This window comes from Brevibacillus sp. AG162, assembly GCF_006715575.1.
Lineage (GTDB): Bacteria > Bacillota > Bacilli > Brevibacillales > Brevibacillaceae > Brevibacillus > Brevibacillus brevis.
In genome coordinates this window covers 351,431-377,333 of sequence record NZ_VFNO01000001.1, presented here as the reverse complement: position 1 = coordinate 377,333, position 25,903 = coordinate 351,431, and the positions used below count along the sequence as shown (strand labels likewise).

The following is a 25,903-nucleotide window of genomic DNA, read 5'->3' as shown; positions in this document are numbered from 1 at the left end:
ATCGCTTTGCATCTGGAGGCAAGCGAGACAAGAAGCTGGTTGAGTGCCTTTTTTGGGCAGCCAAAACAGCGTTCTTTGCCTTGCCAGCCTCTCTGGACTGGATTTAAAGGATTGGGAACGTTTAGGCTATTTGTTTTTGTTCTTCGCGGTGCGCTTCGCCCATCGCGGACTCTTTTCCCGGAAGGATCAGGTGCAGAATAATTCCCAGGAAGGTAGAGAGTGCGATATTATCGATGGTCAGATCGTTCAGGAAAGCGATACCTGTACCTGCAAAGCTGATTTTGTATCCGCCGATTCCCGTGACGAGGATGACCGCTGCGAGAATCATGTTGCGCTTGTCTGCAAAATTCACTTTGTGCTCGACGTACATCCGCAAGCCTTGTGCCGCGATGATACCGAACAGGATGATGGAGACACCGCCAAGTACCGGCGTTGGGATCGTCATCAAGAAGGCACTGACCTTACCAGCGAAGGCGAACATAATCGCGAGCACAGCAGCCAAACCGATGACGACGCGGCTGTATACCTTTGTAATCGCCAGAACTCCGATGTTCTCACCGTACGTCGTTGCAGGTGGACCGCCCATAATCGCAGCGAGTGACGTTGCAACCCCGTCCCCAAGCAAGCTGCGGTGCAGTCCAGGGTCTTTCATCAAATCACGATCCATGACTTTGCTTGTTACCAGCAAGTGACCCAGATGCTCCGCCAGTGTGACGAAAGCGACTGGTGCGATAACCAGGGCAGCGATCCATGCGCTCGGATTCGCCATTGCACTCGTTACCTCTGCAAATTTGAAGTGGGAGGTGAACATTTCACTGAATCCAACAACCCAAGGAGCATCTTTCACTGTTTGGAAATGAATCAGATCAGGGTGACGCAGCAGCGTATATACATAACCAGAAACCATTCCGATCAAGATTGGGATAAGACCAAGGAAACCGCGCAGCATGACCGCAGCTAGCACTGTTACGACTACAGTAACGAGCGAGATTTCAATCGAAGTCAGTGACATTTGCGATTGACCGTCTACGGTGACTTTCGTTGCCATGTCTACTGCTACGCCAGCCAGGCTCAGACCGATCACAACGATGACGGATGCGATGACAACTGGTGGCAGTACCCGATCGAGCCATTTGACTCCTGCCTTCTTCACAATCCCGGCGACGATGATGTACACAATCCCGGAGAGGAAGCAGCCCAAGAGTGCCGTCCCTACGCCATGCGATTGACTTACGACGATAATCGGACCGATGAAGGCGAAGGAAGAACCGAGATAGTTCGGAAGCTTTCCTTTTGTGATCCACAGGAACAGAAGTGTCCCGATCCCACTCGCCAAGAGGGCCGTTGCAACATCCAGACCCGTCAAGATCGGTACGAGTACAGTCGAGCCGAACATCGCAAACAAGTGTTGAATACTAAGTGGCAGCAATCGCGAAATATGTGGTGTTTCGTCTACATCGATGTAATTTTTTTGGCTCATGCCTGTATGCCCCCTGTTTTGTTTCTTTCATTCAAAAAGCTTCTTTTATACAAAAAACCTCTTTGTGCGGACACAAAGAGGCTAGCTTCGCCATACTCATGGGAAGTTTGTTGCCTCTTGCCGACCTCACGGGATCGTTTTTAAAGAGGAGTTATTTTATTTTTACAGGAGCTGTCGGATGGACACAATGTCCATTACATCCACTTCTGCCAATTGTACATCGACAATTTCCGTTCGAGCAGTTGGGAGGTTTTTTCCGACGAAATCAGGGCGGATTGGCAGTTCGCGATGACCGCGATCAACTAGGACAGCCAGTTGAATCATTCGTGGGCGGCCGTTATCGATGAGTGCATCCAAAGCAGCACGAACGGTGCGTCCGGTATAGAGAACATCGTCCACCAGAATCACAGTCTTGCCTGTGATTTGATCCGGGAGCTTGGAGCCTTGCAAAATGGCATCTTCGGACTTGTGTTGCAGATCGTCACGATAGAACGTAATGTCCAGCTCACCGACTGGTACCTTCACATTCTCGATCATTTCGATTCTTTCCACAAGACGTTGCGCGAGGTAAATCCCTCTGGTCTTGATGCCCACGATAATGAGATCCTCAACGCCTTTGTTTCGCTCGATAATTTCATGTGCGATTCGAGTGAGCGCGCGGCGGATCGCCGCTTCATCCATAATAACGCTTTTGTTGATCATCTCAATATCCCCCTTCTCGACGGGAACAGTGGACCTTACGAAAAAAGGCTCCTTGTCAGGAGACAAGAAGCCCTCGGACAAACTGACCGGACTATTAAAGTCCCGCCTATTTGTCATTCCGTGCCCTTGCCAGCCTCACTGGACTGGATTTAAAGGTTCCATTCGTCATGTAGAATTATGTCACGATTCTGGACGGGTGTCAATGCAGCACGAAAAAGTCTAACTATTCCCAATAGACGCTGACCCACGGCGGCAAATAGTTGGCATAATAACCAATGTCCCCTGTAATGTCTTTGATGAGCTCGATTTGTTTGTCCGCATCCTCGCCTATGCCTTGGATAAACAGGGAGCCATGCTCCGCTCGATCCAAGCGCAAGAAAAGGAGTTGTCTCCCATCTGGAGACGGCGCAGGATAGTAGTCCGCTGTATTTGCTTCCCCTTTTGTCACCTGCTGCTCAGCTCCATCTGCGGACCGCCGCCAGATGCCTTGTTCCGGTACCATGACCTTCTTTGGATCGTATGAATACTCTGTAGCCAAGCCTCTGGTGAAAAGCAGCGAGTACGGAGCTTTTGGAATCCATACCGGATAAGTATCTACCACGATGGGACCAGGACTGACTGTTTTGACCTTTCCTGCTCGATCCGCCAGCTTCAACTGCTTGTTAGTCGTGGCGATCCGGTCAGTGCCATCGACAAAAGCGAGCTGTTCGCTATTTGGTGTCCAGGCAAGCCAATCAGGATAAGCCAATCCTGTACCGAGCTCTATTGGCTTTTTGCCAGGCTGAGTCAAATCAAACCATTGAATAGGTACGCCATCAGCAGACAAGGAGCCGGAGTTATACCGGACAAAGTAGGCCACAGCCTTCCCATCCGGAGATACTTGTAAGCCTGTCGCTGCCCACGGGTAGATGCCTTCCTCCACTTTTGGCGGTTCCGCAATCGGGTAGGCAGCCAACGGTTTACCTGCAAGTGTACGCAAGGCCAGCGTCATCGACTTATTTTTTTCGGCAGGTAGCGAGACAAGCATGTTTTCCCCATCTGGCATCCAGGCAAAATCTTCGAAATCAGCCTTCGTTGTACTTTGTAAGGCTAATTCTCCATGCTCTTGGACGTCTTTTACAATCAGCAATGGTCTCGGCGCTTCATTACTGCCGATATTCACGGTGTACGCTAGCTTATTCGCTTTCGGGGACCATTTTGGCGTTTCATAAATCGGGCGTTCATCTACCTGCACAGCTTTGCTGCCGTCAGCTCTGACAATCCACACGTAGCCTGGTTTCGAGTAATTGTCGTTGCCTTCGTATTTCACGAACAGGAGCCACTTGCCATCTGGCGACCAGCCCACGATCTGTGCATAGCCGTCCTTGGTGATTTGCTTTATCTTTCCCGTCGTATCCCGTCCGTCTACCAAAAACAAATGCTGGTTGCTCGTAAATGCAATTTTTGCCGGAACGCTTATTTCCTTGTTCACACGCTCTGGCTGTTGGCTGTGAGCTGCCACTTTTGCTTCACCGTTTGCTGTGACAAGTACAACCAAAAGGACAAAAAGGCTGATCAGCTTCCCCCATTTTCCGTTCACAGGCATTCACTCCTTACACTCTCTATTGAATGATGAAAAAAACGCCAGAAGAAAGTAATAAACTCTCTACTAGCGTTTTCCAATCCAACTACCATTATGTAAGTGTCATAGGAAGACTGGCTGCAACAACAAAAAACGATTGCCATACAGATCCTCGAAAACAACCTCCATGCCATACATCACTTCGTTTGGTTCACTCACAAACTTCACGCCGCGTTGGCGCAGTGTTTCGTATGTGGACCCAAAATCATCCGTCTCCCAAACCCACATTGGATTTTTGCCGACCTGACGAAGCATTTCCTGCGCAACGTCTTCCCGATGCCAATGGGTAGGGTCATGCAATACGATCTCGATCTCCTGCCCAGGAAGACCGACGGTGAGCCAACGAGAACCATCATCCATACGAGAATCCATGCGTTTTTCGAAACCGAGTTTTTCCGTGTAAAACCGCAATGCCTCTTCACAATCGTGAACATACAGCGTCACATGCGCTAATCTTTTTAGCACGGCTTTTCCTCCTGTTCACTTACGCTTGTCTGAGAACTTCAATGACGTCAAGCATTTCCTTCGGCATTGGCGCTTCGAATTCGAGCTGCTCTCCTGTACGTGGATGGATGAAGCCCAGTGTTTTCGCATGCAGCGCTTGTCCATCGAGCTCCAATGTATTTTTCGGACCGTATTTCGGATCGCCTGCCAGTGGGTAGCCAATGTACTTCATGTGTACGCGAATTTGATGGGTACGTCCTGTTTCGAGTTTCAATTCCACTAACGTGTACTCTTTGAAGCGTTCCAGCACGATAAAATGCGTAACAGCTGGCTTGCTGTTTTCAAAGACGACCGCCATTTGCTGGCGATTTTTCGGATCGCGCCCAATCGGTGCTTCAATTGTTCCCATTTCATGCGGGATGACACCATGAACAATCGCGACATACTTCCGATTAACCGTATGTGCTTTCAATTGTTCAGCCAAACCCATGTGTGCCTTGTCGTTTTTGGCTACCATCAACAGGCCGGATGTATCCTTGTCAATGCGATGGACAATTCCCGGACGCAAAACGCCATTGATTCCGGACAAATCCTTGCAATGTGCCAAAAGCCCATTGACGAGCGTCCCACTGTAATGACCAGGAGCAGGATGCACGACGAGGCCACGTGGTTTATTCACGACCACGACATCGCTGTCCTCGTATACAATATCAAGCAGCATCTCCTCTGGCTGGATCGCCATTTCCTTTGGCGGCGGAACACGGAGGGTCACTTCGTCCTCTGCCTGCAGCTTGTAGTTATTTTTGATCGGTTCACCATTGACAGTGACACGGCCTTCCTTCACCCAAGCCTGCACCTGTGAACGGGACCAATCTTCATTTTGCAGCGTGATAAACTTGTCGATGCGCTCGCTCGTATCCGCTGGCTCTACCGTCCAATCGTAACGTTCAAACAATTGCGTGTCATTCATGTATGTTCTCCACCTATCCGAGCTTTCCCACTATTATTCTCATGACTATCTGTTTTTCTTCCCATCCAGAAAAACATCGAGAAGCAAAATCCCTACACCAATCGTGATGGCCATATCAGCCACGTTAAAGATCGGGAAGTTAATCAACGTAAAATCGAGAAAATCTACGACTTGACCGGTCATTGCACGATCAATGAAATTCCCGACGGCTCCACCCAAGACTAATGACAGCGCCAACGATGCACGAGGTTGGTTTTTTCCCAATCGAATCAAGGAAATGACAATCCCAATCACAACGACAATGGTAATGACAATAAAAAACCAGCGTCGATTTTGCAGGATGCCAAATGCCGCTCCCATGTTTCGATGGGAAGTCAGATGAAAGACGTCCGCGATCAAAGGAATGGATTGTCCCAGTTCCATATACTTCACGACTAAATACTTTGTAAACTGATCAAGCGCAATAATTACTGCCGCAATGAGATAGTACAACAATGGAATGTCCTCCTTATTCTGCTTCGACCAGCAACTGTACAAACACAATGTCAAATGATCATTTTACCAGAGACAGTCTACGTGAACAAGCGTTTTCCTTTTTTATACAGTCGATAGCCTTTGCGCACGACTTCCAGCATCCACAATGGAATTTTCCATCCACGATCCTTGATAAATGGCAGGTACACCTTGTAATACGCCTTGCGCAAATCACGCCATTTCGTGTCTGTCTCATTGACATAGTAATCCGATACGTCAATCAGATAACCTCGTCCCTGATCCATTAAAACGTTTTTCCCATGGACATCATGCGGAAACAAACCCTTCCTGCGGGCCTCTTCTAGCGCGTCCTCCACGTCTTCAATCACCTGCGGAGGAATGGGAATACCAAAGCGGACACAGTCAAACAGGGGTATGCCGTTCATCCGCGTAATGACCAAGTATCCTTCCCCATAATCATAACAGACGGGGAAGGAACGAGTCTCCCCAAGCTTGCGATAGACTTCGATTTCCTGTTCAGCTCCTGGTCTTCCAGGTGCGTACAGCTTGATCACTACCTTTGGATAGTCCGGGTGGGCAAATACGGCAGCATAATTGCCGGTACCGACCAGCTCCCACGGGTATGGTGTGTGGTGAACTACGACTGGATCATCCGGTGACAGACTCTCCACTTTAACTTCCTGTAAAAAAGCTTGCAATATATGCTGATCGATCCGCATCGTTTCTCATCATCTCTCATCAGTTACCGACTTCGAACTACGTTAAAACAAAATTATTGAAGGTTCATCTACTACGATCATTCAGACACTTCCTATAAGGGGCAAAAAATCCTTTACACTGGTGAGGCCAGGAGATCCTGTCCGATTCCAATGAAAGGATTGCATATGGACAAGAATACCTCATTTTTTTAATTTGGTAAATGGGTAGTGAATGTCCACCATTTGCACCTGTTTCATGTAGTGTATAACGAATGATTGTATATAATTCATTTAGAAATAAGTCGTTGGTTTACGTTGCTGTTGTGGTGGGGAGGAAACAGGAGAAAACGCTCAGCTTCTAGGGCCACCCCCTGCGGGATTGACTGCACGACTCCATGCAAAAAGCGAAACCGCGTCCAAAGTGGTTCTCTCAGGATGTGTTTCAGAGGTGGACGCTTAAGAACGTGTTTCGCTTTTTGCATTGCGTCTCGGTCGGTGTCCCTAAGATCTTCGCTGTTTTCTCCTGTTTCCTCTACGAACTTTCCGTGTTTCCCCCACTTTTTAAAGCTTTGAAAGAATGAAGAAAGACATCCGTTACACCAGAGAAGAATATTTCCAAACGTAGCGACTTGTGGAGTCCTACCAAGCGGAGAAGGGATTCGCGGGCAAAAGAAACGCAACGTGCTCGTGCTACGAAGCGGCTACCACTTTTGCGTTTCCCCGCGAATCCCTTCGGAGCGGACAGTCTTAGCCCCCAGCAGGACGGAGCCTGGAGCCTAGACTGGAAATATTCTTCTCTTCACCGCAGCCACCTAACAGGAGCCTCAAGGAGCTGTCGTGGTGGGGAGGAAACAGGAGAAAACGCTCAGCTTCTAGAGCTACCCCCTTGGGATTGACTGCACGACTCCATGCAAAAAGCGAAACCGCGTCCAAAGTGGTTCTCTCAGGATGTGATTCAGAGGTGGACGCTTAAGAACGTGTTTCGCTTTTTACATTCCGTCTCGGTCGGTGTCCCTAAGATCTTCGCTTTTTTCTCCTGTTTCCTCTACGAGCATTTTGTGTTTAACGAGCTTTTAAGACTTGAAAGAATGAAGAAAGACATCCGTTACACCAGAGAAGAATATTTCCAAACGTAGCGACTTGTGGAGTCCTACCAAGCGGAGAAGGGATTCGCGGGCAAAAGAAACGCAACGTGCTCGTGCTACGAAGCGGCTACCACTTTTGCGTTTCCCCGCGAATCCCTTCGGAGCGGACAGTCTTAGCCCCCAGCAGGACGGAGCCTGGAGCCTAGACTGGAAATATTCTTCTCTTCACCGCAGCCACCTAACAGGAGCCTCAAGGAGCTGTCGTGGTGGGGAGGAAACAGGAGAAAACGCTCAGCTTCTAGAGCCACCCCCTTGGGATTGACTGCACGACTCCATGCAAAAAGCGAAACCGCGTCCAAAGTGGTTCTCTCAGGATGTGATTCAGAGGTGGACGCTTAAGAACGTGTTTCGCTTTTTACATTCCGTCTCGGTCGGTGTCCCTAAGATCTTCGCTTTTTTCTCCTGTTTCCTCTACGAGCTTTCCGTGTTTCCCCCACTTTTTAAAGCTTTGAAAGAATGAAGAAAGACATCAGTTACGACAGAGAAGAATATTTCCAGACGTAGCGACTTGTGGAGTCCTACCAAGCGGAGAAGGGATTCGCGGGCAAAAGAAACGCAACGTGCTCGCGCTACGAAGCGGCTACCACTTTTGCGTTTCCCCGCGAATCCCTTCGGAGCGGACAGTCTTAGCCCCCAGCAGGACGGAGCCTGGAGCCTAGACTGGAAATATTCTTCTCTTCACCGCAGCCACCTAACAGGAGTCTTAAGTTGTCGTCAAAAAAAAGAAGAACCTCGCACATCCATGCAGGCTCTCCCCTTCATGATTTACACATTAATCTCCAAAAACCATTCGCGAATCGCATCTTCCAGCTTCTGCAATGCAGTCGCATTCGTTGCTTCACAATAGATGCGCACCAACGGTTCTGTCCCAGACGGACGGATCAAGACCCAATGTCCTTCCTCGAGCAACAGCTTGACCCCATCCACTCGTTGAATCTCCAAAACCTGATAAGGACCAATTAGTGCAGGTGGCTTGGCGATCATTTGCTGTACCCATTGATCTTTTTCCGGCAATTTCATATCAAGACGCGTATGGAACAGCTCGCCGAATTGCTCGTATACGTCTCGCAGTATTTGATCGATTCCTTTGTTTTCATACGCGCACATCTCGGCGAGCAACAAATTGATGAGTACGCCGTCTTTTTCCGGGATGTGACCGAGAATACTCGCCCCGCCACTTTCTTCTCCACCAATGAGCACGTCGCCTTTGCGCATTTCCTCGCCGACGTATTTGAAACCGACTGGCGTCTCCACCAGTTCAAGACCATAATGCGTAGCCATCCGATCCAGTAGATGCGTGGTCGCTACTGTCCTGACAATCCGTCCTGTCAATCCACGATTTTTTCGCAAATGATAGGTCAGGAGGACGAGCGCTTCGTTTGGCGTGATGTACTGTCCAAAGCGGTCGACGACTCCGAAGCGGTCCGCATCCCCGTCATTGGCAAGACCGAGAGACGCTTGGCGTTCTACCACTTCTTTTTTTAGCAAATGCAAATGCTTATCGTTTGGCTCAGGCAAATCTCCTCCAAAAGCCGCATCCGGGACTTCTCGGATTCCGACGTTTTTCACCCCCGCCTCAGACAAAAAACCGCTCACGTAGCCCATACCGGCACCATGCATGGCATCGACAACAACGGACAGGGAAGAGTTTTGCAAAACGTCCATATTTACCATCCGTCTAAGATGCGCCTCGTAATGAGGACGCAGCACAATGACTTGCAGCAGCTTGCGGGCCTTTGCTTCCGCGAGGGAAATCGTACGCACCGAGTTGGCCTGGCAGGTTTCGGTGATCCACTCTTCCAATCTTTGCGTGATCGCAGGCGTTGCAGGTCCAGCGTACTCCGGAATGTATTTGATGCCGTTATATTCGGGTGGATTGTGACTGGCCGTGATCATGATTGCGCCACTCGCTGCAAAATGCTTCACTCCAAAGGCTACGGCAGGTGTTGGCGCTGCTTCGTTCACCAAATAGGTACGAATGTCATTCGCGGTCAGGACAGCTGCAACCTCTTCCGCAAAGCGTCTCCCCAGAAACCGCGTGTCGTGCCCGACCAAAACAGGCTGCTCCTGTTGTCCGATTTCTTTGGTATAGCTGGCGATGGCTTGTGCAACAATGCGGACATTCTCGACAGTAAAGCCATCTGCGATGATATCGCGCCAACCGTCCGTACCGAAACGGATCGTTGTCATCTCCTCATCTCTCCCCTCGTTACCGCAACTCATTCACCTTCTCCAAATAACGCAAAACAGTGGCAACATAAGTAGCATGCGACCACGTCAGCGGTGCAACGGATACGGGAGCACCTGTATACGGATCGAGCTGTTCGGATAGCACGCCGCTTTGCAGGGCATAGCGTACGACCCAGGCCAATCTGTTCTTTGGCTCTTGGAGTTCATCGAGTGATTTCGCCTTGGCAATTTCCCAATCAGCCACCCATAAGGTGCAAATGATCCATGGATTGCCCGGCACCTTCGCCGTGTCATGTGATTTTTTAAAATAGTAATCCCCTTGGTAGCGAGCAATTCCACCAATCGCCGTGTCTACTTGCAAACTCTTTTTGACAGCTTCCATCGTCCGCTCCACTCTCGCATCCTCTACGGAAAACACATCAAGCGCAAACAAGGCGAACAAGCTGCTCTCCACCGTGAAATCTTTTTCGACACTCCCATCTGCTCTTACATAAATCCCACGCAGAAAACGCCCGATATCAGGGTCGTACAGATGTTTTTCCATTGCCCCACGAATGCGCTCTGCCCCTTCTGCGTAGCGTTTGTAGCGTCGATCATCACCGAACAGCTGGGCAAAACGAGCCGCGGCCATTAAGCCCGCGAAAACCGTAGCACTGGTAAACGTAAAAATTCCCCGTCGCTCTTCCCATAAGTCGTAGCTTGGTTTTGGGAGTTGCAGCTCTGGATGGACATACTCCAGCAAAAAGCGGGCCGCCGGACGAACCAGCGTGGGATAGAGTGCCTGGCAGTCTTCAATTTGCTTGCCGCTCTTGTATTGCTCCCAGAGCGCGTACAGCACAAGCGCAGTCTCATCCTCCTGAATCGGGAGCTGAATGTCTCCGTCTACAATATACGGATGCCAACTGGAGCCGACAGACCCGTCTGGATTGTACTTGTGCAGCAAATACCCGTCCTTATTCAATGCGTCTGCGCAAAATCGAAAAAATGGTGCGACTACTCCCGTATAGCCAGCTTTGGCCATCGCACTCGCAATCAGTGCCCCGTCTCTTGGCCACATGTAGCTGTAATGGTCGCGATTGAATTGGAGAATATCCGAGTCATTCGCAGCGAGAATCGCTCCGTTCTGATCGATTTGCGTGCGCACGAGAAGCAAGCTGGTCTTGTACAGATTGACAACCTCTGCCGGTAGATCAGCAAAGTCCCGTTCTTCCTTATTAACCCAACGCTGCCAATACACCGCTACCCGATTGAGCAAACGTTCCGGATCACTTTCGAGTACATATTGGTTCAATACTTTGACATCCTCATACGATTCACCAATGCACATCCAGTAAAAGAGCGTCTTCTCTTGTTGCGGTTGCAGCATGAGGGAAAAAGAGATCGTACTATCTACGGAGCCCTGTGCAATCGGATTGCCGGACAAAAGCCCATCCTCCGCGTCCCTCCAGGTCCCCTCCGCATAGTTGAACCGCTTGATCCCGACACTATATTGATCGATCCCACCCGTATCCGTTTTTCCATTCGCCATGATGTACACATTGCGCTTGTAGTGATAAATAGTGCCCAGGATGGGATCAAAAACAGCGGTATCCCCTACCTCCGTTTCATTCAAGCTGAAATCGTGATTAAAAAACAGCCTGACCTCCCGCATCTCGCTCGTCAAATTCCGAACGCACACCTTTTTCAAATAAATCGGGTCACGCTGATGCACCCCATCTGCGATTTGCAAGGAGATGCCCAGATGTTCATGATGCGCATGAACATCTGTCACCAAAGACTCCTGTCCGTATCCGAGCTTCCGCGTCCAGCCGTCTTCATCCAGCCAGGAAAAACGACCTTGTACCCATATCCCCAGCTTGCTAAAGTGTCCCCCGACATGATTCAGCTGACCGACATACGGGAAGTAGAGATCTCGCATATGCAGCTTGTCATCAAAATTAATCAGCAGTTTTCCGTTCCCGACGACGAGCGGTCTCGGCATGCCTTCACGTCCTTTTCGTTATAGGCTGTCGATCTCTCTCTTTTCGTGAAACTGATATTCGGCAATTCGCCTCGCGTAGGAAGAAGCAAGCGTAGCCGCGGTCTCTGCCGTCGCCCCTTGCGAAATCACTTTTACGTGCGAATCCTCTGAATCGGGTAAAATCAGCACCCAGCCATTCGAATCGTATACCTTGATTCCATCGACGAGCTCCAGCAGCTTGCCTTTGTTTTCTTCCATCACTCTGCGCATGACCTTCCCTTTTGCTGCCCATGGGCAAAAGACAGTCTTTTTCTCCATATGGCACGCTGGCAACAGCTCGAGCAAAACGCTGAGCGGTTTTTCCTCAGAAGCGAGATACGAAAGAATTCTCATGAGGCTGTACACGGCATCAAACATCGGATGAAAGCGCTGTTCGCTAGATACCTCCATCATGGAACGCGGAGAGACCTTCGTGCGTACAACCTCCATTTGCAGCAGCTGGGCCATATGCTCCAATTCAATCGGTGCACTTACAGGAAGGCCGATGCGCCGGTGCTGACCACTGCAAGCCAGCAGCTGCAGCGCCGTGATTTGCTCGTTCGAGAGCTTTTCTCCGTGCTCGGTAAACAAGACAAATTGCTCGCCATTTTTATCGAGACGAACTCCTAAATCCGCTCCCTTTTTACGAATACCTTCTTGTATGGAGCTGTAATGGACAGTGACTCCCAGTGCATGCAGAAGTGGCGCAAGAAAAGTCGGAAAAAAACGCTGTTCACAATCGATCAGCAGGTGGAAGCGCTGACGCTGGATGGACGATACATTCAACTGTTGGCTCAAAGCGTGAAGATAAGCTTCTTGTACCTGATGCTCGACTTGTAGTGCTCCCAACCGATGCAGGTTGCGAACATAAGTCTCTTGCCAGTAAGCATTCTCAATTTTGCGCTCCATATCACGGGAAATCGGCAAGCCCGCATGATCAATGAATTGGATGACAATCTCTTTATCATCGACTGGCTCTGCCATAAAAACATGAATGCCGCCTTTGCAAGCCAGGGAGCGCACGCCGTATCGGATCAAGGGTGAATTGCCAATCCCGAGATCGACTGTATCAATTCCGGAAGAGCACAAACTCGTCATGATGCTATGCTTCAATAGCTGAGCAAATGGGTGTGAGCATGCCGAGAGCGCAATTTTATCCCCCGCTTGTAGTAAATACGCGTAGGCAGCAGCAAGTCTTGTAACAAATTCGGGCGTGATGTCAACGTTGCCAATGCCCTTGATTCCATGCGTCCCAAACAAATTTTTGGTTTGCTTGGCACCGTAGATGAGCGAGGTGGTGACAGTCGCATTTTCCCCGACTTCCTTATCCGGCCAAATTTTGACCCCTGCTTTTACCACCGACTTCGCTCCAATGAGGCACTGGTCTCCAATGACCGCCCCATCCCCGAGTTGTACGCAATCTGCAATCCGGGTGTTGCGGCAGAGGGTCGTTCCTGTGATCTCGGTTTTTTTCCCAATGACACTATTTTCCCAAATGATCGTCCGGGACAGCTTCGTACCGGAAGAAATGACCGTATTTTTTCCCAGAATGGAATAAGCACCAACGGCTACTCCAGCCTGCAAGTGTACATTTTCACCGATATAGACAGGGCCTTCCAAACGGACCGATGAATCGATGCGAACATCATTTTCCAAGAAAATGCGCGGCGCAATTTCCTGTGCTTTTATTTCGAGATGCACGCGTCCATCCAGCAAATCAAACTGGGCTTGCTGGTAAACCTCCAAGGAGCCAATATCAGACCAATAACCGCTTGCCTCATATCCGTATAGAGGCTTTGCTGCTTGTAAAAAGGTCGGGAAAATATCCTTGCTGAAATCCACTTCCCGCTCTTCTTCTATATAAGACAAGACCTCAGGCTCGCAGACGTAAATCCCGGTATTCACCGTATCGCTAAAAACCTCCGCCCAGCTCGGCTTTTCTAAAAAGCGGGTAATGCGCCCGTCCTCATCTGTCATGACAACTCCGAATTCCAGCGGTGTTTCTACGCGCGTCAAAATTAACGTAGCCAGTGCGTTATTATGCTCATGAAAGCGTATGGCTGCCGACAAATCGATGTCTGTCAACGTATCCCCACTGATCACAACAAAGCGATCATCGAGAAAATCCGCACAGTTTTTCACGCTGCCTGCGGTGCCCAAAGGAATTGTTTCTTCAAAATAGACGAGCGAAACACCGTAGCGAGATCCATCACCAAACGTATCGCGGATGACATCGGGCAGATACTGGAGTGTCACTGCTATCTCTGTAATCCCATGCTTTTTCAATAGATCAATCGTGTACTCCATGCAAGGCCGGTTTAAGAGTGGCACCATTGGTTTTGGCGTGTGGCATGTTAATGGACGTAGTCGTGTACCTTTTCCCCCAGCCATGATTACTGCCTTCATCTTCTTTCCTTCCTCCTTCATCGTTGCAATCTATGTTGTCATGCTGATTTCCGCGGGGACGCCAAGTGAACGGTATAGCTCGATGGTTTGACTAGCCAGAAGTGTCCAGTTATAAAACTGTTTGACATCTTGCATTGCCGTCTGGGCCAGTTGATGCCGCTGAACAGGGTCGCGCAGTAGCCAGCGGAGTTGATTCGTCAAGGATTCGGGGTCGCCTGTGTACATCATGGCGCCGTTCTCTCCATGGCGAACGATCTCTCGCAGCCCTCCCGTATCCGCAACCAGAACAGGCGTACCCAAAGCCATCGCTTCCAGCGCAACAATTCCAAAAGGCTCATACAAGCTCGGGAATACCGCCACATCTGCCAAGGCGAACAGCTCATTTCGCCTTCCATCGTCTACGAAGCCCAAGAACCGGACTTGTTCAAAAAGTCCCAGCTGATGAACCAACTGCTTCCACTCGTCTTGCATCGGTCCTCTGCCGGCCACAAGCAACTTCGCATGCGGAAACTCATCGCGCAGCCTTGCCATGGCTTCCAACAATAGGTGAACACCTTTTTCCTGGACCAAGCGCCCTACAAAAAGGAGAACAGGGCCATCCCCAATCGCTAACTCCTGCCGAAGCTGCTCACGATTGACATCCGGTAGGGGAATGAGATCGACGCCATTGTGAATGACACGTAATTGGGAGGATGGTGGTCCGAACAGGCGCATGACTTCCGACTCCATATACTTGCTGCAAACGATAATGGAGTCAGAGCTTTGTGTTAGCGTACGTTCACACTCATGAATCCTTCGCTGCAACGGTGTATGAATGCCATGGTGCCGACCATGTTCCAAAGCATGAATCGTGCTGACGAGTGGAAGAGAGTACCTCTGTTTCAGTTCGATCGCAGCCCAGCTGACAAGCCAATCGTGAGCATGGATGACATCTGGTCGCACCCCGAGTGACCAGATATGCTCAACTGCATCGACCATCGCCAAATTCAGTTGAAACACCCATGCCAGAAAGTCAGCTTGTTCAGAGGGAATGTACGTAGGCAAACGGTGTACGTGAACCCCTTCCATCGTCTCATCTATGGAGCATGAATCTGTCGCACGTGTCAGGACGTGCACCACTATTCCTTGCTGGACAAGATGCCTGGCGAGATCGTAGACAGCCCGACCAAGCCCCCCTACCACATGAGGGGGAAATTCCCATGCAAGCATCAACACTGTTTTTGTCGAAGACTGGTCTTGCGCGGCCGCAACCAATTGACGCGATACGTTCACTCTATGCGTTTGTTTAGGCAAATAGAACGTGATATCCAAGTCAGGAAAGATCGGAAAGTCAGCTTCTGCTTGGGTAATTGCCCCTTCATCCAGTTGATGCTCGCGATACATCGCCAAGAGAGCCCGCATGCGAACCAAATGGTCATGAATGCGTTGCAACGCATACCGGGTGACCGTTTGACCGTCTAAAATAAACGCCCAATCACTGCTTTGGGCCAGCATCAATTCGCGGGCAGCCTGCTTGAGGCATCGTAGGGCAAGCTGATCTCCTTTCTTTTCATAAAACGTAGTAATCGCTGCGATCAGTTCGCGCTCTGCTTGATGCAGATGCCTGTATATCCAGCCATTGTTCTCATTCAGCCAGACTTCTCCGTAGCCATTTCTTCCCCATGTAGACATCGGCAAGTAACCGCGATCCTGCTCTGGATACTCCTCCAAATATTCAGATGGTGTCATTAATTTCACTACTTTTGAATCACAAACCGTTTTTCGTATGAGGTCATCCAAAAACTGCGGACCCTCGAACCACCAATGACCAAACAGCTCCGCATCATAAGTGGCGACGACCAGCGGCTTGCGATCCATCCAGTGACTGGCTTCCTCCACTTGGCGCTCTCGGTGATACAGGAAGTGTCCCGCATGTGACGCTGCTTTTTCACGAGCCCAGCTTGGCTCATACCAGTCTTTATCCCCTTCTTTTCCGGTGATCCGATAGTATTTCAAACCGGTATGCACGCGTATGCCGTCAGGATGGATGTACGGCTCGATGTAGCTCATCTCCCTGTCAAATCCGATATCCCGGTAGTATTCACGATAGTCATAGTCCCCTGGATAACCATCGATCGAGCTCCATACCTGACGGGAAGCCACTTCATCTCGGGCAAAGGCAGCTACATCATGCGGTGTGAACAAGGGAGCCAGCACCCCTCTGCGAGGTAAAGGCGTCGCATGCTCTATCGTGTGACTGTTTACAAAGAAATACCGAAGCCCTGCCTCTTTCAGCAAACGGTCCAGTCCAGGTGCATACCCGCACTCTGGCAGCCAAATTCCCTTCGGACGTCTTCCCAGAAGCCGCTCATGCGTATCAATGCCCACCTGCAGCTGTGCACGAATCGCCTCTTCTGTTTCGACATAGGGCAAAAAGGAATGCGTCGCTGCGCAAGTGATGAGTTCGAGGCATCCGCTGTCCGCGATATGCCGAAAGGCCTTAATCAGTTGAAAATCCCACTTGCGGCAATAGGCAATGATGGTTCGAAAACGCTCCACGTACATTTTGGCGATACGGTGTTCTTGCGGTTGACCTGCGGTTCGTTTGACTTCCTTCCCAGCCAATTCAACGGTCTTCGTTAGATGTTTGCGAAAGCGTGTCACGATCAGATCATCATCCAGCATGGAAAGTAATGTCGGAGAAATAGCAAGGGTCATGCGAAAAGTGATGCCGTCTGAGAGGAGCTTGTCGAAAACCATGAGCAAGGGAAGATAGCATTCCAGCATGGCTTCATACACCCAGCGCTCTTCCAGGCGATCGTCCCGATCCCCGTGTCGGACATAAGGCAAATGGGCATGCAACACGAGGGAGAGATAACCTTTGTGCACAAATGACACCTCACTTATTTGATGTTTTGGCATACAACGAGTAGGAGGAAAAGTTCTCAAACCAGGAAGGTGTAGCTGGATCATGGACGGGCTCAACTAACGGTTCCCCCCAGTTCGCTTTTGAATGGCGCGGGGTAACTACCGTTTCCGAGCGCAATATCGGGCAAAACCGATTCTGTTCATATAAACCAAAATCAACAATGTATGTACGTCCTGGCTCTACATCTTTCACGTACCAGGAATGAGCCTCTTCATGTACTTGCACATCTCGGACGGAATGCGCATTTTTCCCATCAAATAAGCGTTCCGTTACATCATACAAGCGCAAGCCCTTCTGGATGTGACGATAATCGGCTTGCAGGTACGATGCGACCATTCTCATGCGTGGCCAAGTGATTTCCCAATAGATGAATAACACAGTCGGTCCTTGTGGCATGACTTTGACAATGTCCCGGCCGTAAAACGCAGGCAATTGCCATTCCAATTCCGTTCTAGCGGGAGGTAGTGTCACTGGCTTCGCACGGTCTTTTTGCAGGCGATACTTAACTTGACCAATCGTTAAGCCGCATTCTTTGGCAATTTGTGCAATGGACATGGATCGTGAACGCAGTTCGAGAATTTTTTCCAGCATCTTCTAGCACTCCCCTCCGCCAACTTCGCCTATCTGTGATTTCCCAATGTCAATCATAGCCAATGCTGCTAACAAAGACTGTCGAATGCTGGATGCACATCCCTTCTTCTTTTGTCGATCAACAATCATGTTTTCGTCATACGCAAACAAAAGTCGCTCTCCTTTCATTCTTACAAAGCTACTTCTCTAGACATTCTTTTCTTTTTTGACAAATAGGAAGAAAGAGCTATATTCCCTCATCATTTGTTTTATTTGTAAGGATTTTCATATTGGATACCGATACTATAAAATATTCAGTTCTACTACCAAAAAGAATGAAAAAGGAGTCAACGAAAGAAATGAATCGTTCATGGATTAGCATGGTAACAGCAGGATCAATTGCAATTTCTACGGTAGCGGCAGGCTTGCCACTAGCAGCTCAAGCCAAAAGCACACCGCTAAGCACCTCCCAAGAGCCCATTGATTCGCAGATTGGTCATACACCGGTTCAGGAAAACATGTCGAAGAGTCAGTTACGCCAAGCAGCCAAACAGGAGAAGTACAGCATCTCGCACCTGAATACATTGGACAATTCAGAGCTTGTTGAATTGTTGAAGGAAATTAGTTGGACGCAAATCCCTGAGCTGTTTACTTACAACGACGACACCCAGGAATTTTATGAAGATCGGGAGCGGGTTCAGTCCATCATCGATGCCTTGCAAGAGAGTGGCAAGAACTTCACCAAAGACGACGAGCAAGGCATTCATACATATGTAGAGGTTTTGCGTTCGGGGTATTACTTGGGGTATTACCATAATGAATTAAAGTATTTGTTGGAGCCAAAGTATAAGCAGAAGATTATTCCAGCACTTCAAGCAATTACTTCCAATCAGTATTTCGCCTTAGGTACAAAGACTCAAAATGAAATCATTAGTTCTACGGGAAAATTAATTAGCAACACAACTGTTGATTCGGAGACAATCGGTGTTCTGTCAAAAGTAATGGAGGACTTTAACGACAATCGAGATCAGTGGTCAGAGGATCGCGAAGCAAGCGAGGCCTTTTACAGCGTCCTTCAAGGTGTTGGCTATGTTCTGATTTGGGGAGTAGATGATTCCCAAAAAGATGAGCTGGAAGGCAGCATCGATGCATTTCTCAACCCCATTTTTGACCTGGCGGAAAATGGTGACACTTCCGCTGATCACGTATGGTTGACGAACAATGCCTTGTATTACACAGGGAAATTAGGAAGCTACTACAGTGATCCAGACAAAGCCAATGACATATTGACGAAAGCGATGAAAACTTATAAAAAGTGGAGCGAGCCATACTTCACTGCCGCGCAACAAATCGAGGAAACGTATGGCGAGGATACCAATGGTAAAAAAATCGACCTCGAGGAAATGAAAAAAGAAGGGAAAAAGCATTATCTTCCGCAGCAATTTACTTTTGATGACGGAGCGGTTGTGTTCAAAACGGGAGATAAACTAACAGAAGAACAGGTTGAGCGCTTGTATTGGGCATCCAAGGAAGTGAAAGCACAATTTCATCGTGTGATCGGCAATGACAAGGAGCTTGAGAGCGGTAATCCGGATGATGTACTGACCATTGTCATCTACAATACGCCTGATGAATATAAAATGAATCGCTTCTTGTACGGATACGACACAGATAATGGTGGTATCTACATCGAGGGTACCGGCACTTTCTTCACCTACGATCGGACAAAAGAACAAAGCATTTACAGTCTGGAAGAGCTGTTCCGTCATGAATTCGTCCACTATTTGCAAGGCAGATATGAAGTGCCCGGCATGTGGGGACAGGGAGAGATTTATGAGAACAGCCGCTTGCCTTGGTATGAAGAAGGCGGAGCTGAGTTTTTCGCTGGTGCAACCCGAACAGAAGGAATCAAGCCTCGCCAGTCAGTTGTAGGCAATATTCGTAATGCAGCGTCTTATCTCGATTACACCGCGGCGGATATGATGCGTGCCAAATACGGTACCCTGGCATTCTACGACTACTCTTTCGCGCTTCAGTACCATATGTTCAAAAATGATCTTGCTCGTCTGGATAAAATCAATGATACGATTCGCTCCAATGATGTATCTGCTTATGATGACTTGATCGAGGAATTCAGCCGTGATCGCTCTCTTGAACGTGGCTATCAAGAAACGTTAGAAGAATTGATCGACCAGTATGAAGAGTTGGATGTCCCTCTCGTTTCAAATGATTACTTACAAAAAGTGGACGTGACGAGCAAAGAAGAGGTTTATCGTCAAATCACAAAGGTCGCCGCTCTGACCGATGTAAAAACAGATGAAAAAGACTCTGGAGATTTCCGCAGCTTCACGTTGCGTGGGGTCTATACGGGAGGAGCTTCCCAAGGGGAATATCAGGATTGGCAAGAAATGAACCGCCTCACAGATGGATTCCTCAAGGAGTTATCGGATCTTTCCTGGAATGGCTATGACACGGTTACGAGCTACTTCACCAATTATCGTACGACAAAAGATGGACGCTTTGCCTATGATGTCGTGTTCCACGGGAAGCTGTCTCATGAAGATGGCTCCGAAACGGAACAGCCAAATCCAAATCCTGAAGACTCGTCTATTTCATTGGGTAAGCCGATCACCGGTATCATCCATCCACAAAAACCAAGTCAGGAGTTCCGTCTCGATGTGAAATCAGCCCAACAGCTTCAAGTAGAGATGGAAACAAAACAAGGAAATGGAGTGGCGTGGCTCTTATTCCACGAGTCCGATAGAGAGAACTACATCGCCTATCCCAACAAGCGTGAAGGCAACAAGCTGATCGGATCATTCGATGCGAAACCAGGGACTTACTATGTAACTGCTTATACGTATGGTACAGGGCAAGAGGACCGACCGTTTACCTTAATGGTGACGGGTGAAGCTAGTCCGCAAGAGCAACTCTATCAAGAAAGCGAGAGCAATGATTCTACCGAGCAAGCAAATGGTCCATTGCCGATAGGTACGACTGTTTCAGGCGACATGAAAGGAAACGATTGGCAAGATATCTTTGCCTTCCAAGTAGATAAACCAGAAGACATACGTATTTCTCTCAACCCTCAGCAGGGACAAGGTGTGACATGGATGCTATTCCACGAAGGAAATCCAGATCGGCCTGTAGCGTACCCGCAAGAGATAGAGGGAAATCTGCAAAGTGCCCACTATCAAGTAAAGCCAGGCCGTTACTACCTGTATGTGTACAAATATCAAAATGAAGGCGTTGTGTATACAGTAGAAACCAAGCAGCGCTAATCTACAAAACAAAAACAGCCCCAAACGAGTTACAAAAATCGTTTGGGGCTGTTCGTTTCTCACCTATTTTTTACAGTTATCGGCGCTTTGTAATTCGCCCGGAGCCCCCTACCTTCGTTCGTGGGGGCGATTTACTTTTCGGCGGTGAAAAGCTCGAGCGTTTGGATGAGACAGAACCACTCGACTTCGACGATTGACTGCTGGAAGAACGAATAATTTTACCTGAACTACCGCTAGAAGACGAATCCCCCTGCTTCTTGAAAAGGCTGCCGTCAGAACCTACCGTACCATCCGCGTTCTTTGCATTACTCCGTTTGAAAATACTTCCCGTACCCTCTTTGGTAATCGGCGGCGCTACTTTTTTGTCCTCGGTTGTAGGCACGCGATACGTTCCGGAAGGCTTGTATATGTCCTTGCTAGAGTAGCCACGATAGCTGCCCTTTGTACTTTTCTTAAGCCCGTCGAACAAATCGTCCAGTACGCTGGCTACAATGTATCCCTGCAAAAACGAAGAATCGTAGTTTTGCCGGACGTACTCTTTGCTGTCGACCTCGATCAACGTATCCGTCGGCTTGGCAGCGTCTTGCTGCAAATGGTATACCTCGTCCGGGTAAATGAGGAACATATGCTGCGGATCTTCTTTGGAGATTTCATCTGGCGTATTCTGCTCCGCCAGCTCCAAGGCTACTTCCGGTACAGTCTTGTCTTCCGCACGATAGATGCGTGACGACTGTCCATTGTCCTTGGTAGAGACAGATTCAAGCGGATATGTCTCGCCAACCGCTGGGCTGCCACAACCCGCTAGCGTAAGGAGGAACAACGCCGGAATCAGCAGGAGCTTGATTGATTTCATCCATGGATTTGGCATGTACTTGTCCCTCCTCTCTACGTGCCGCGCAGTACCTGCACGTCCGCTGGCAGAACACTTTCTCCCTCATAGAGCATGAACCGGCCATCCTGCCACTCGATTCGCAGCAATTGGCGTTGATCGGATTGGAATTGCCAGATGTACTGCTCCCCTGATGTGTGAAACGGCGCTTTCCCCACAGTTTGGACGGCGCCATTATATTGCTCCTCCAAATGGTAGGTGACATCGTCCATCTCGATTGTGGTCGGTACTTCGTCTATTGAATCCAGTCGTCCATCAATCACGCTATACAGATGATAGACAATCTTCTCCCGTTCCTCGATATACAGGTAGCAAATGGTCGTTCCATCCTGCAAGGTAAGCATCGTGGCTTTGCGACTCGCATTGCTCGCCTTTCCTATTACTTGATAGGTAACGAGCGATACATCGACCACATCACCCGGCCCCACCGTCAGGATGCTCTTCTCCGGTGCAGGAGGCTCATGCTTGGCAAAAATGTTTTGGATTCGCTTCATCAAACTCATGCTGTACTCCCTTCCCTATCACGTCTTACAGACATGCAGCCAAAATCAAGGCACCCACTAGATGGAATGAACCAGCCATCATGGCATGTGCCACTTTTCCTTCCTGCGTCCCTTTTTCCAGGTCCAGTCCGGCCACTTGCTTTAACAGCCATTCCACGATTCTCTCCAAAAGGAACAGAATGATAAATGAGAGCACAGAAACGAGCAGTGCTGTCCACAATAAATTGGAGGTAATGATGGATTGCGATAAGATATACCCTTGCGCAAACAGCTTCATGACAAAACGCGTCGTGACCGCTATGTTTCCATTTTTGATTTCCGTAATGTCCTTGTATTTCGTAAACAACGAATCGATCCACATCAAAACAAAAAGCAAAATGCCGCCGGCTCCTGTCCAAACCAGCATCCCTAGTATTTCTGTCCACGTCAAAGCGAATCACTCTACTTTCGTCAAGGTGTTTAAGGTCTGAAAAAAAGGGAAACCGCCTGAAGCGGTTTACCCCTCGTATTTTTTCATCAGAGCAGCCAGTTCGTCCTCGACGGCTTGATCCTTATTCAACTTCGCAATTTCTTCATCTAAAGAGCTCTGTTTTTTGTAAATCTCGCCGCTGGCTTCTGCTTCTGCTTCCATTTGCAGTGCTTTTTCTTCCATGCGTTTCAAGCCAGCCATAGCCGAGTTCGTATCGAAGCCACCCATCGCCTGATTGATCGTCTTTTGCGCTTTGGCTGCATTGACACGGGCAACTAATGTTTCGCGCTTGTTTTTCAGTTCGGTAATCTGTTTTTTCATCTCAGCCAGCTTCTCGCGCAATCCATCGGCTGCCAGCTTGTTTTTCTCGTAGCTGTCCTTGTATTCGTTCATTTTTTGCTCGGCAGCTTTCTTTTCTTCCAGAGCTCGGCGAGCCAGATCAATGTTCTGCGCTTGTGCTGCGATGTGCGCTTGCTCATCACGCTTTTTCACCAAGGCTTCCTGTTCTTCATACAGCACCTTGAATTTCTTTTCCAAGGCAATTTGGCCGGCAACCGCTTTTTCTGCTTCATTCAAGTCTTCTTGCATATCACGCAAATACTGGTCTGTCATTTTGATTGGATCTTCTGCTTTCTCAATCAAAGCGTACAAATTGGACATGGTCAAATCACGCAGTCTTTTAAAAATGGACATGGATTATTCCTCCTTAAGTACGTGCTAGGTAGTTCGGCCTAAATTTGCCGCCCCCGTTATACCTGTATTTACGATAGTTACGCAAGTAAGTTTCAACAATTTATTTTTTATTGGTTCCCTTACTACTCGAAAGTAAGTTCGCCCGATTCTACACTTTTCAAAATAAGTTTTGCTTGAAATTGTGTCCCATCCTGACGTTCAAGCTTCATTTTACCCGTTTTGCCTTTTTCAATGAGTGCTTTAATCTGTGTATCCGTCAGCATACGTCCATAATTCTCTTTCCAAATGACGAATTTACAGCCCACGTTGTAATTCGAACAACCGTAACCTTTTCGTCCCATGAAAATGGAGCCTCCGCAACCCGGTCGTGGACATTTGGTGATGATACTCGAAGTTGTACTAGCGGTCTTTGCTGCCGTTCGAGTTGAAGCCTTTGTTGTGGCAGTCCTACCCCCTGACCTGCCTGTACTTCGCCCGCCAGCTCGTCCTCTTGTTTTGGAAGATCCTTTCTGAGTGGTACTCTCACTCTCAAACAAGGTCTTCTCAGCACGAGATTGTACGCGAACCTTTTCTACGATCATCGTAGCGAATTTCTTCACATTCTCCATAAATTGCCCGTCGGAGGCGGTCCCTCGGGAGATCTCATTCAAGCGGCGCTCCCAATGCCCCGTCATTTCAGGAGAGGTTAATAGTTCGATACCTGCTCCCCTAATCAATTCGATAACGGTACGGCCTTTTTGCGTGAGTTGAACCTTTTTCCCCTGCATCTCAACGTATCCGACCTTTTTCAGTCGTTCGATGGTAGCGGCACGAGTTGCCGGGGTTCCGAGACCTGATTCTTTCATCGCATCACGCAGTTCCTCGTCCTCGATTTGCTTGCCTGCGCTTTCCATGGCCTTTAGAAGCGTTCCTTCCGTAAAATGCTTGGGCGGCTGTGTTTCTTTTTCCTTTACCATCGCATCCGAGCATACTACGCTGGCATCAGGTAGAATGATAAAAGGCTCGTTCACTTCAATCTCTTCTTTATCCTCTTCTTCTTTGGCCGCACCTTTCACATTCTTGGGCTTTTCCTTCTGCTGATCGGCATAAATAATCTTCCAACCGAGACTTTTACGCTCTTTCACCGACGTTTTGAACATTTCATTTTCCACATCGGTTATGACCGTATGCATCTTATATTCAGCTGGTGGATAAAACTGTGACAGAAAGCGGCGAACGATCAAATCGTATAGCTTTTGCTCATCTGGCGTAAGCCCTGAAGCCTTGCGATTTGTCGGCAGGATCGCATGGTGGTCGTCTACTTTTGCTGGATTACATATAAATTTGTTGCCTTTGTGAACCAAACTACGGTTTGCACCCTTTACCAAGTTGTCATATCCAGTGCCTTGCAACGACGACAAGGTGTTGTGCATTTCGGGAATATTTTGCTCTGTCACATAGTTGGAATTCGTCCGCGGATAAGAAATCACCTTATGCTTTTCATAGAGTGCCTGAGCTACATCCAAGGTTTTCTTGGCGGAAAATCCGTACTTGCCATTGGCCTCACGTTGCAGCAATGTCAGGTCATACAACTTGAATGGATACTCCTTGGTATCCTTTACTTCGTAGGATGCTATCCGCCCTTGTTTTCCTTTCACTTTACGAGCCAACATTTCTGCTTTAGATGGATCGGTTAAGCGATCACCTTGCCAAATACCCTTGTATGTCCTCTCCCCCTGCGAAAAATGCCCTTCCACTTGAAAAAACGTAACTGATGAAAAAGCCTCAATCTGTTTCTGTCGATCATAAATGAGTGCAAGGACAGGGGTCTGTACTCGTCCGACCGAAAGGAGCACATTATGTTTGGTTGTAAATGCACGTGAGCCATTCATCCCGATTAGCCAATCTGCTTCACTACGAGCTTTTGCTGCCCTCGTCAAGTTTTCATAGGCTGCGGCATCCTTCATCTCCGCAAATCCTTTCCTGATCGTTTCAGGGGTCAAGTCTGAGATCCACAGTCTTTTAACGGGGTGGCTCAACTTTAGATGTCGCTGAATGAGTGAAAAGATGTGTTGACCTTCCCGCCCGGCATCGCATGCATTAATCAGCAGATTGCTTCGTTTGGCCAACTGCCCAATAATTTTTAGCTGATCGATTGTTTTCCGATTGGGCACTAGCTTAAATGGATTGGGAATGATAGGAAGATCATTGATGTTCCACTTTTTATATTTTTGGTCGTACGCCTCCGGTTCCGCCAGTTCAATTAAGTGCCCGATTGCCCACGTAATGATGTATTTTTCACCTTCTAAATAGGTACGGTGATTTTTCGCTTTAGGATCTATTGCGGCGGCAATATTTCGTCCCATGTCAGGTTTCTCCGCAATAATTAGTGTCTTCAAATGGTTATCGCTCCTTCTAAAACTCTCTAAGCAAATGTACCTTTCCTCTTCTGCCATGATCA

Annotated in this window: 18 protein-coding genes; 1 reads left to right on the top strand and 17 read right to left on the bottom strand. The window is 48.6% G+C overall.

Features of this window, described 5'->3' with window-relative positions; translation table 11 throughout:
• Positions 1 to 121 precede the first annotated feature (121 nt).
• The 12 genes from FB479_RS01735 to FB479_RS01665 all read right to left on the bottom strand — a co-directional run bounded on the left by FB479_RS01735 (position 122) and on the right by FB479_RS01665 (position 17,649).
• Positions 122 to 1,480 (bottom strand): solute carrier family 23 protein, encoded by a 1,359-nt coding sequence (locus FB479_RS01735; RefSeq protein ID WP_142061868.1) that lies wholly within the window; start codon positions 1,478 to 1,480, stop codon positions 122 to 124.
• A gap of 162 nt (positions 1,481 to 1,642) precedes the next feature.
• Positions 1,643 to 2,182: a bifunctional pyr operon transcriptional regulator/uracil phosphoribosyltransferase PyrR gene (gene pyrR / locus FB479_RS01730; protein WP_007728461.1), complete on the bottom strand. Its 540-nt coding sequence runs from the start codon at positions 2,180 to 2,182 to the stop codon at positions 1,643 to 1,645.
• Positions 2,183 to 2,405: 223 nt separating this feature from the next.
• A complete protein-coding gene (locus FB479_RS01725) occupies positions 2,406 to 3,767 on the bottom strand; it encodes a TolB-like translocation protein (RefSeq protein ID WP_142061865.1) in 1,362 nt (453 codons plus the stop codon).
• Between the two features lie 99 nt (positions 3,768 to 3,866).
• Entirely contained in the window at positions 3,867 to 4,268 is a 402-nt protein-coding gene (locus FB479_RS01720) for a VOC family protein (RefSeq protein WP_142061862.1), read from the bottom strand.
• A gap of 19 nt (positions 4,269 to 4,287) precedes the next feature.
• Positions 4,288 to 5,217 carry an RluA family pseudouridine synthase gene (locus FB479_RS01715; RefSeq protein WP_142061859.1) on the bottom strand — a complete coding sequence of 310 codons (930 nt, stop codon included), beginning with the start codon at positions 5,215 to 5,217 and terminating at the stop codon, positions 4,288 to 4,290.
• Between the two features lie 45 nt (positions 5,218 to 5,262).
• On the bottom strand, positions 5,263 to 5,712 hold the full coding sequence (gene lspA / locus FB479_RS01710; RefSeq protein ID WP_106653272.1) for a signal peptidase II: 450 nt from the start codon (positions 5,710 to 5,712) through the stop codon (positions 5,263 to 5,265).
• A gap of 77 nt (positions 5,713 to 5,789) precedes the next feature.
• On the bottom strand, positions 5,790 to 6,431 hold the full coding sequence (locus tag FB479_RS01705) for a serine/threonine-protein kinase (RefSeq protein WP_106653271.1): 642 nt from the start codon (positions 6,429 to 6,431) through the stop codon (positions 5,790 to 5,792).
• 1,889 nt (positions 6,432 to 8,320) lie between these two features.
• Positions 8,321 to 9,745 carry a phosphoglucomutase/phosphomannomutase family protein gene (locus FB479_RS01685; RefSeq protein ID WP_142061853.1) on the bottom strand — a complete coding sequence of 475 codons (1,425 nt, stop codon included), beginning with the start codon at positions 9,743 to 9,745 and terminating at the stop codon, positions 8,321 to 8,323.
• Between the two features lie 19 nt (positions 9,746 to 9,764).
• Positions 9,765 to 11,726, bottom strand: a complete 1,962-nt coding sequence (locus FB479_RS01680) for a glycoside hydrolase family 15 protein (protein WP_142061850.1) — start codon at positions 11,724 to 11,726, stop codon at positions 9,765 to 9,767.
• An 18-nt stretch (positions 11,727 to 11,744) separates the two neighbouring features.
• Positions 11,745 to 14,150 carry a sugar phosphate nucleotidyltransferase gene (locus tag FB479_RS01675; protein ID WP_142061847.1) on the bottom strand — a complete coding sequence of 802 codons (2,406 nt, stop codon included), beginning with the start codon at positions 14,148 to 14,150 and terminating at the stop codon, positions 11,745 to 11,747.
• Between the two features lie 30 nt (positions 14,151 to 14,180).
• Positions 14,181 to 17,018, bottom strand: coding sequence for a 1,4-alpha-glucan branching protein domain-containing protein (locus FB479_RS01670; RefSeq protein ID WP_142061844.1), 2,838 nt, complete (start codon positions 17,016 to 17,018; stop codon positions 14,181 to 14,183).
• A gap of 10 nt (positions 17,019 to 17,028) precedes the next feature.
• Positions 17,029 to 17,649, bottom strand: a complete 621-nt coding sequence (locus FB479_RS01665; RefSeq protein ID WP_142061841.1) for a DUF4912 domain-containing protein — start codon at positions 17,647 to 17,649, stop codon at positions 17,029 to 17,031.
• Positions 17,650 to 17,987: 338 nt separating this feature from the next.
• Here FB479_RS01665 and FB479_RS01660 point away from each other — a divergent pair, with 338 nt between their 5' ends.
• Positions 17,988 to 20,909 carry a collagenase gene (locus FB479_RS01660; protein WP_255438244.1) on the top strand — a complete coding sequence of 974 codons (2,922 nt, stop codon included), beginning with the start codon at positions 17,988 to 17,990 and terminating at the stop codon, positions 20,907 to 20,909.
• A 76-nt stretch (positions 20,910 to 20,985) separates the two neighbouring features.
• Here FB479_RS01660 and FB479_RS01655 read toward each other — a convergent pair whose 3' ends face one another.
• From FB479_RS01655 to FB479_RS01635, 5 genes are all read right to left on the bottom strand, one after another.
• Positions 20,986 to 21,777: a DUF4247 domain-containing protein gene (locus FB479_RS01655; protein WP_106653264.1), complete on the bottom strand. Its 792-nt coding sequence runs from the start codon at positions 21,775 to 21,777 to the stop codon at positions 20,986 to 20,988.
• Positions 21,778 to 21,794: 17 nt separating this feature from the next.
• The gene (locus FB479_RS01650; RefSeq protein ID WP_142061835.1) at positions 21,795 to 22,301 is read right to left on the bottom strand and encodes a DUF4178 domain-containing protein; all 507 of its coding nucleotides are present in this window, start codon (positions 22,299 to 22,301) and stop codon (positions 21,795 to 21,797) included.
• 25 nt (positions 22,302 to 22,326) lie between these two features.
• Positions 22,327 to 22,731, bottom strand: coding sequence for a DUF350 domain-containing protein (locus FB479_RS01645; RefSeq protein WP_007717777.1), 405 nt, complete (start codon positions 22,729 to 22,731; stop codon positions 22,327 to 22,329).
• 66 nt (positions 22,732 to 22,797) lie between these two features.
• The gene (locus tag FB479_RS01640; protein ID WP_142061832.1) at positions 22,798 to 23,463 is read right to left on the bottom strand and encodes a PspA/IM30 family protein; all 666 of its coding nucleotides are present in this window, start codon (positions 23,461 to 23,463) and stop codon (positions 22,798 to 22,800) included.
• Between the two features lie 122 nt (positions 23,464 to 23,585).
• Positions 23,586 to 25,841, bottom strand: coding sequence for a type IA DNA topoisomerase (locus FB479_RS01635; RefSeq protein ID WP_142061830.1), 2,256 nt, complete (start codon positions 25,839 to 25,841; stop codon positions 23,586 to 23,588).
• Positions 25,842 to 25,903: the final 62 nt, after the last annotated feature.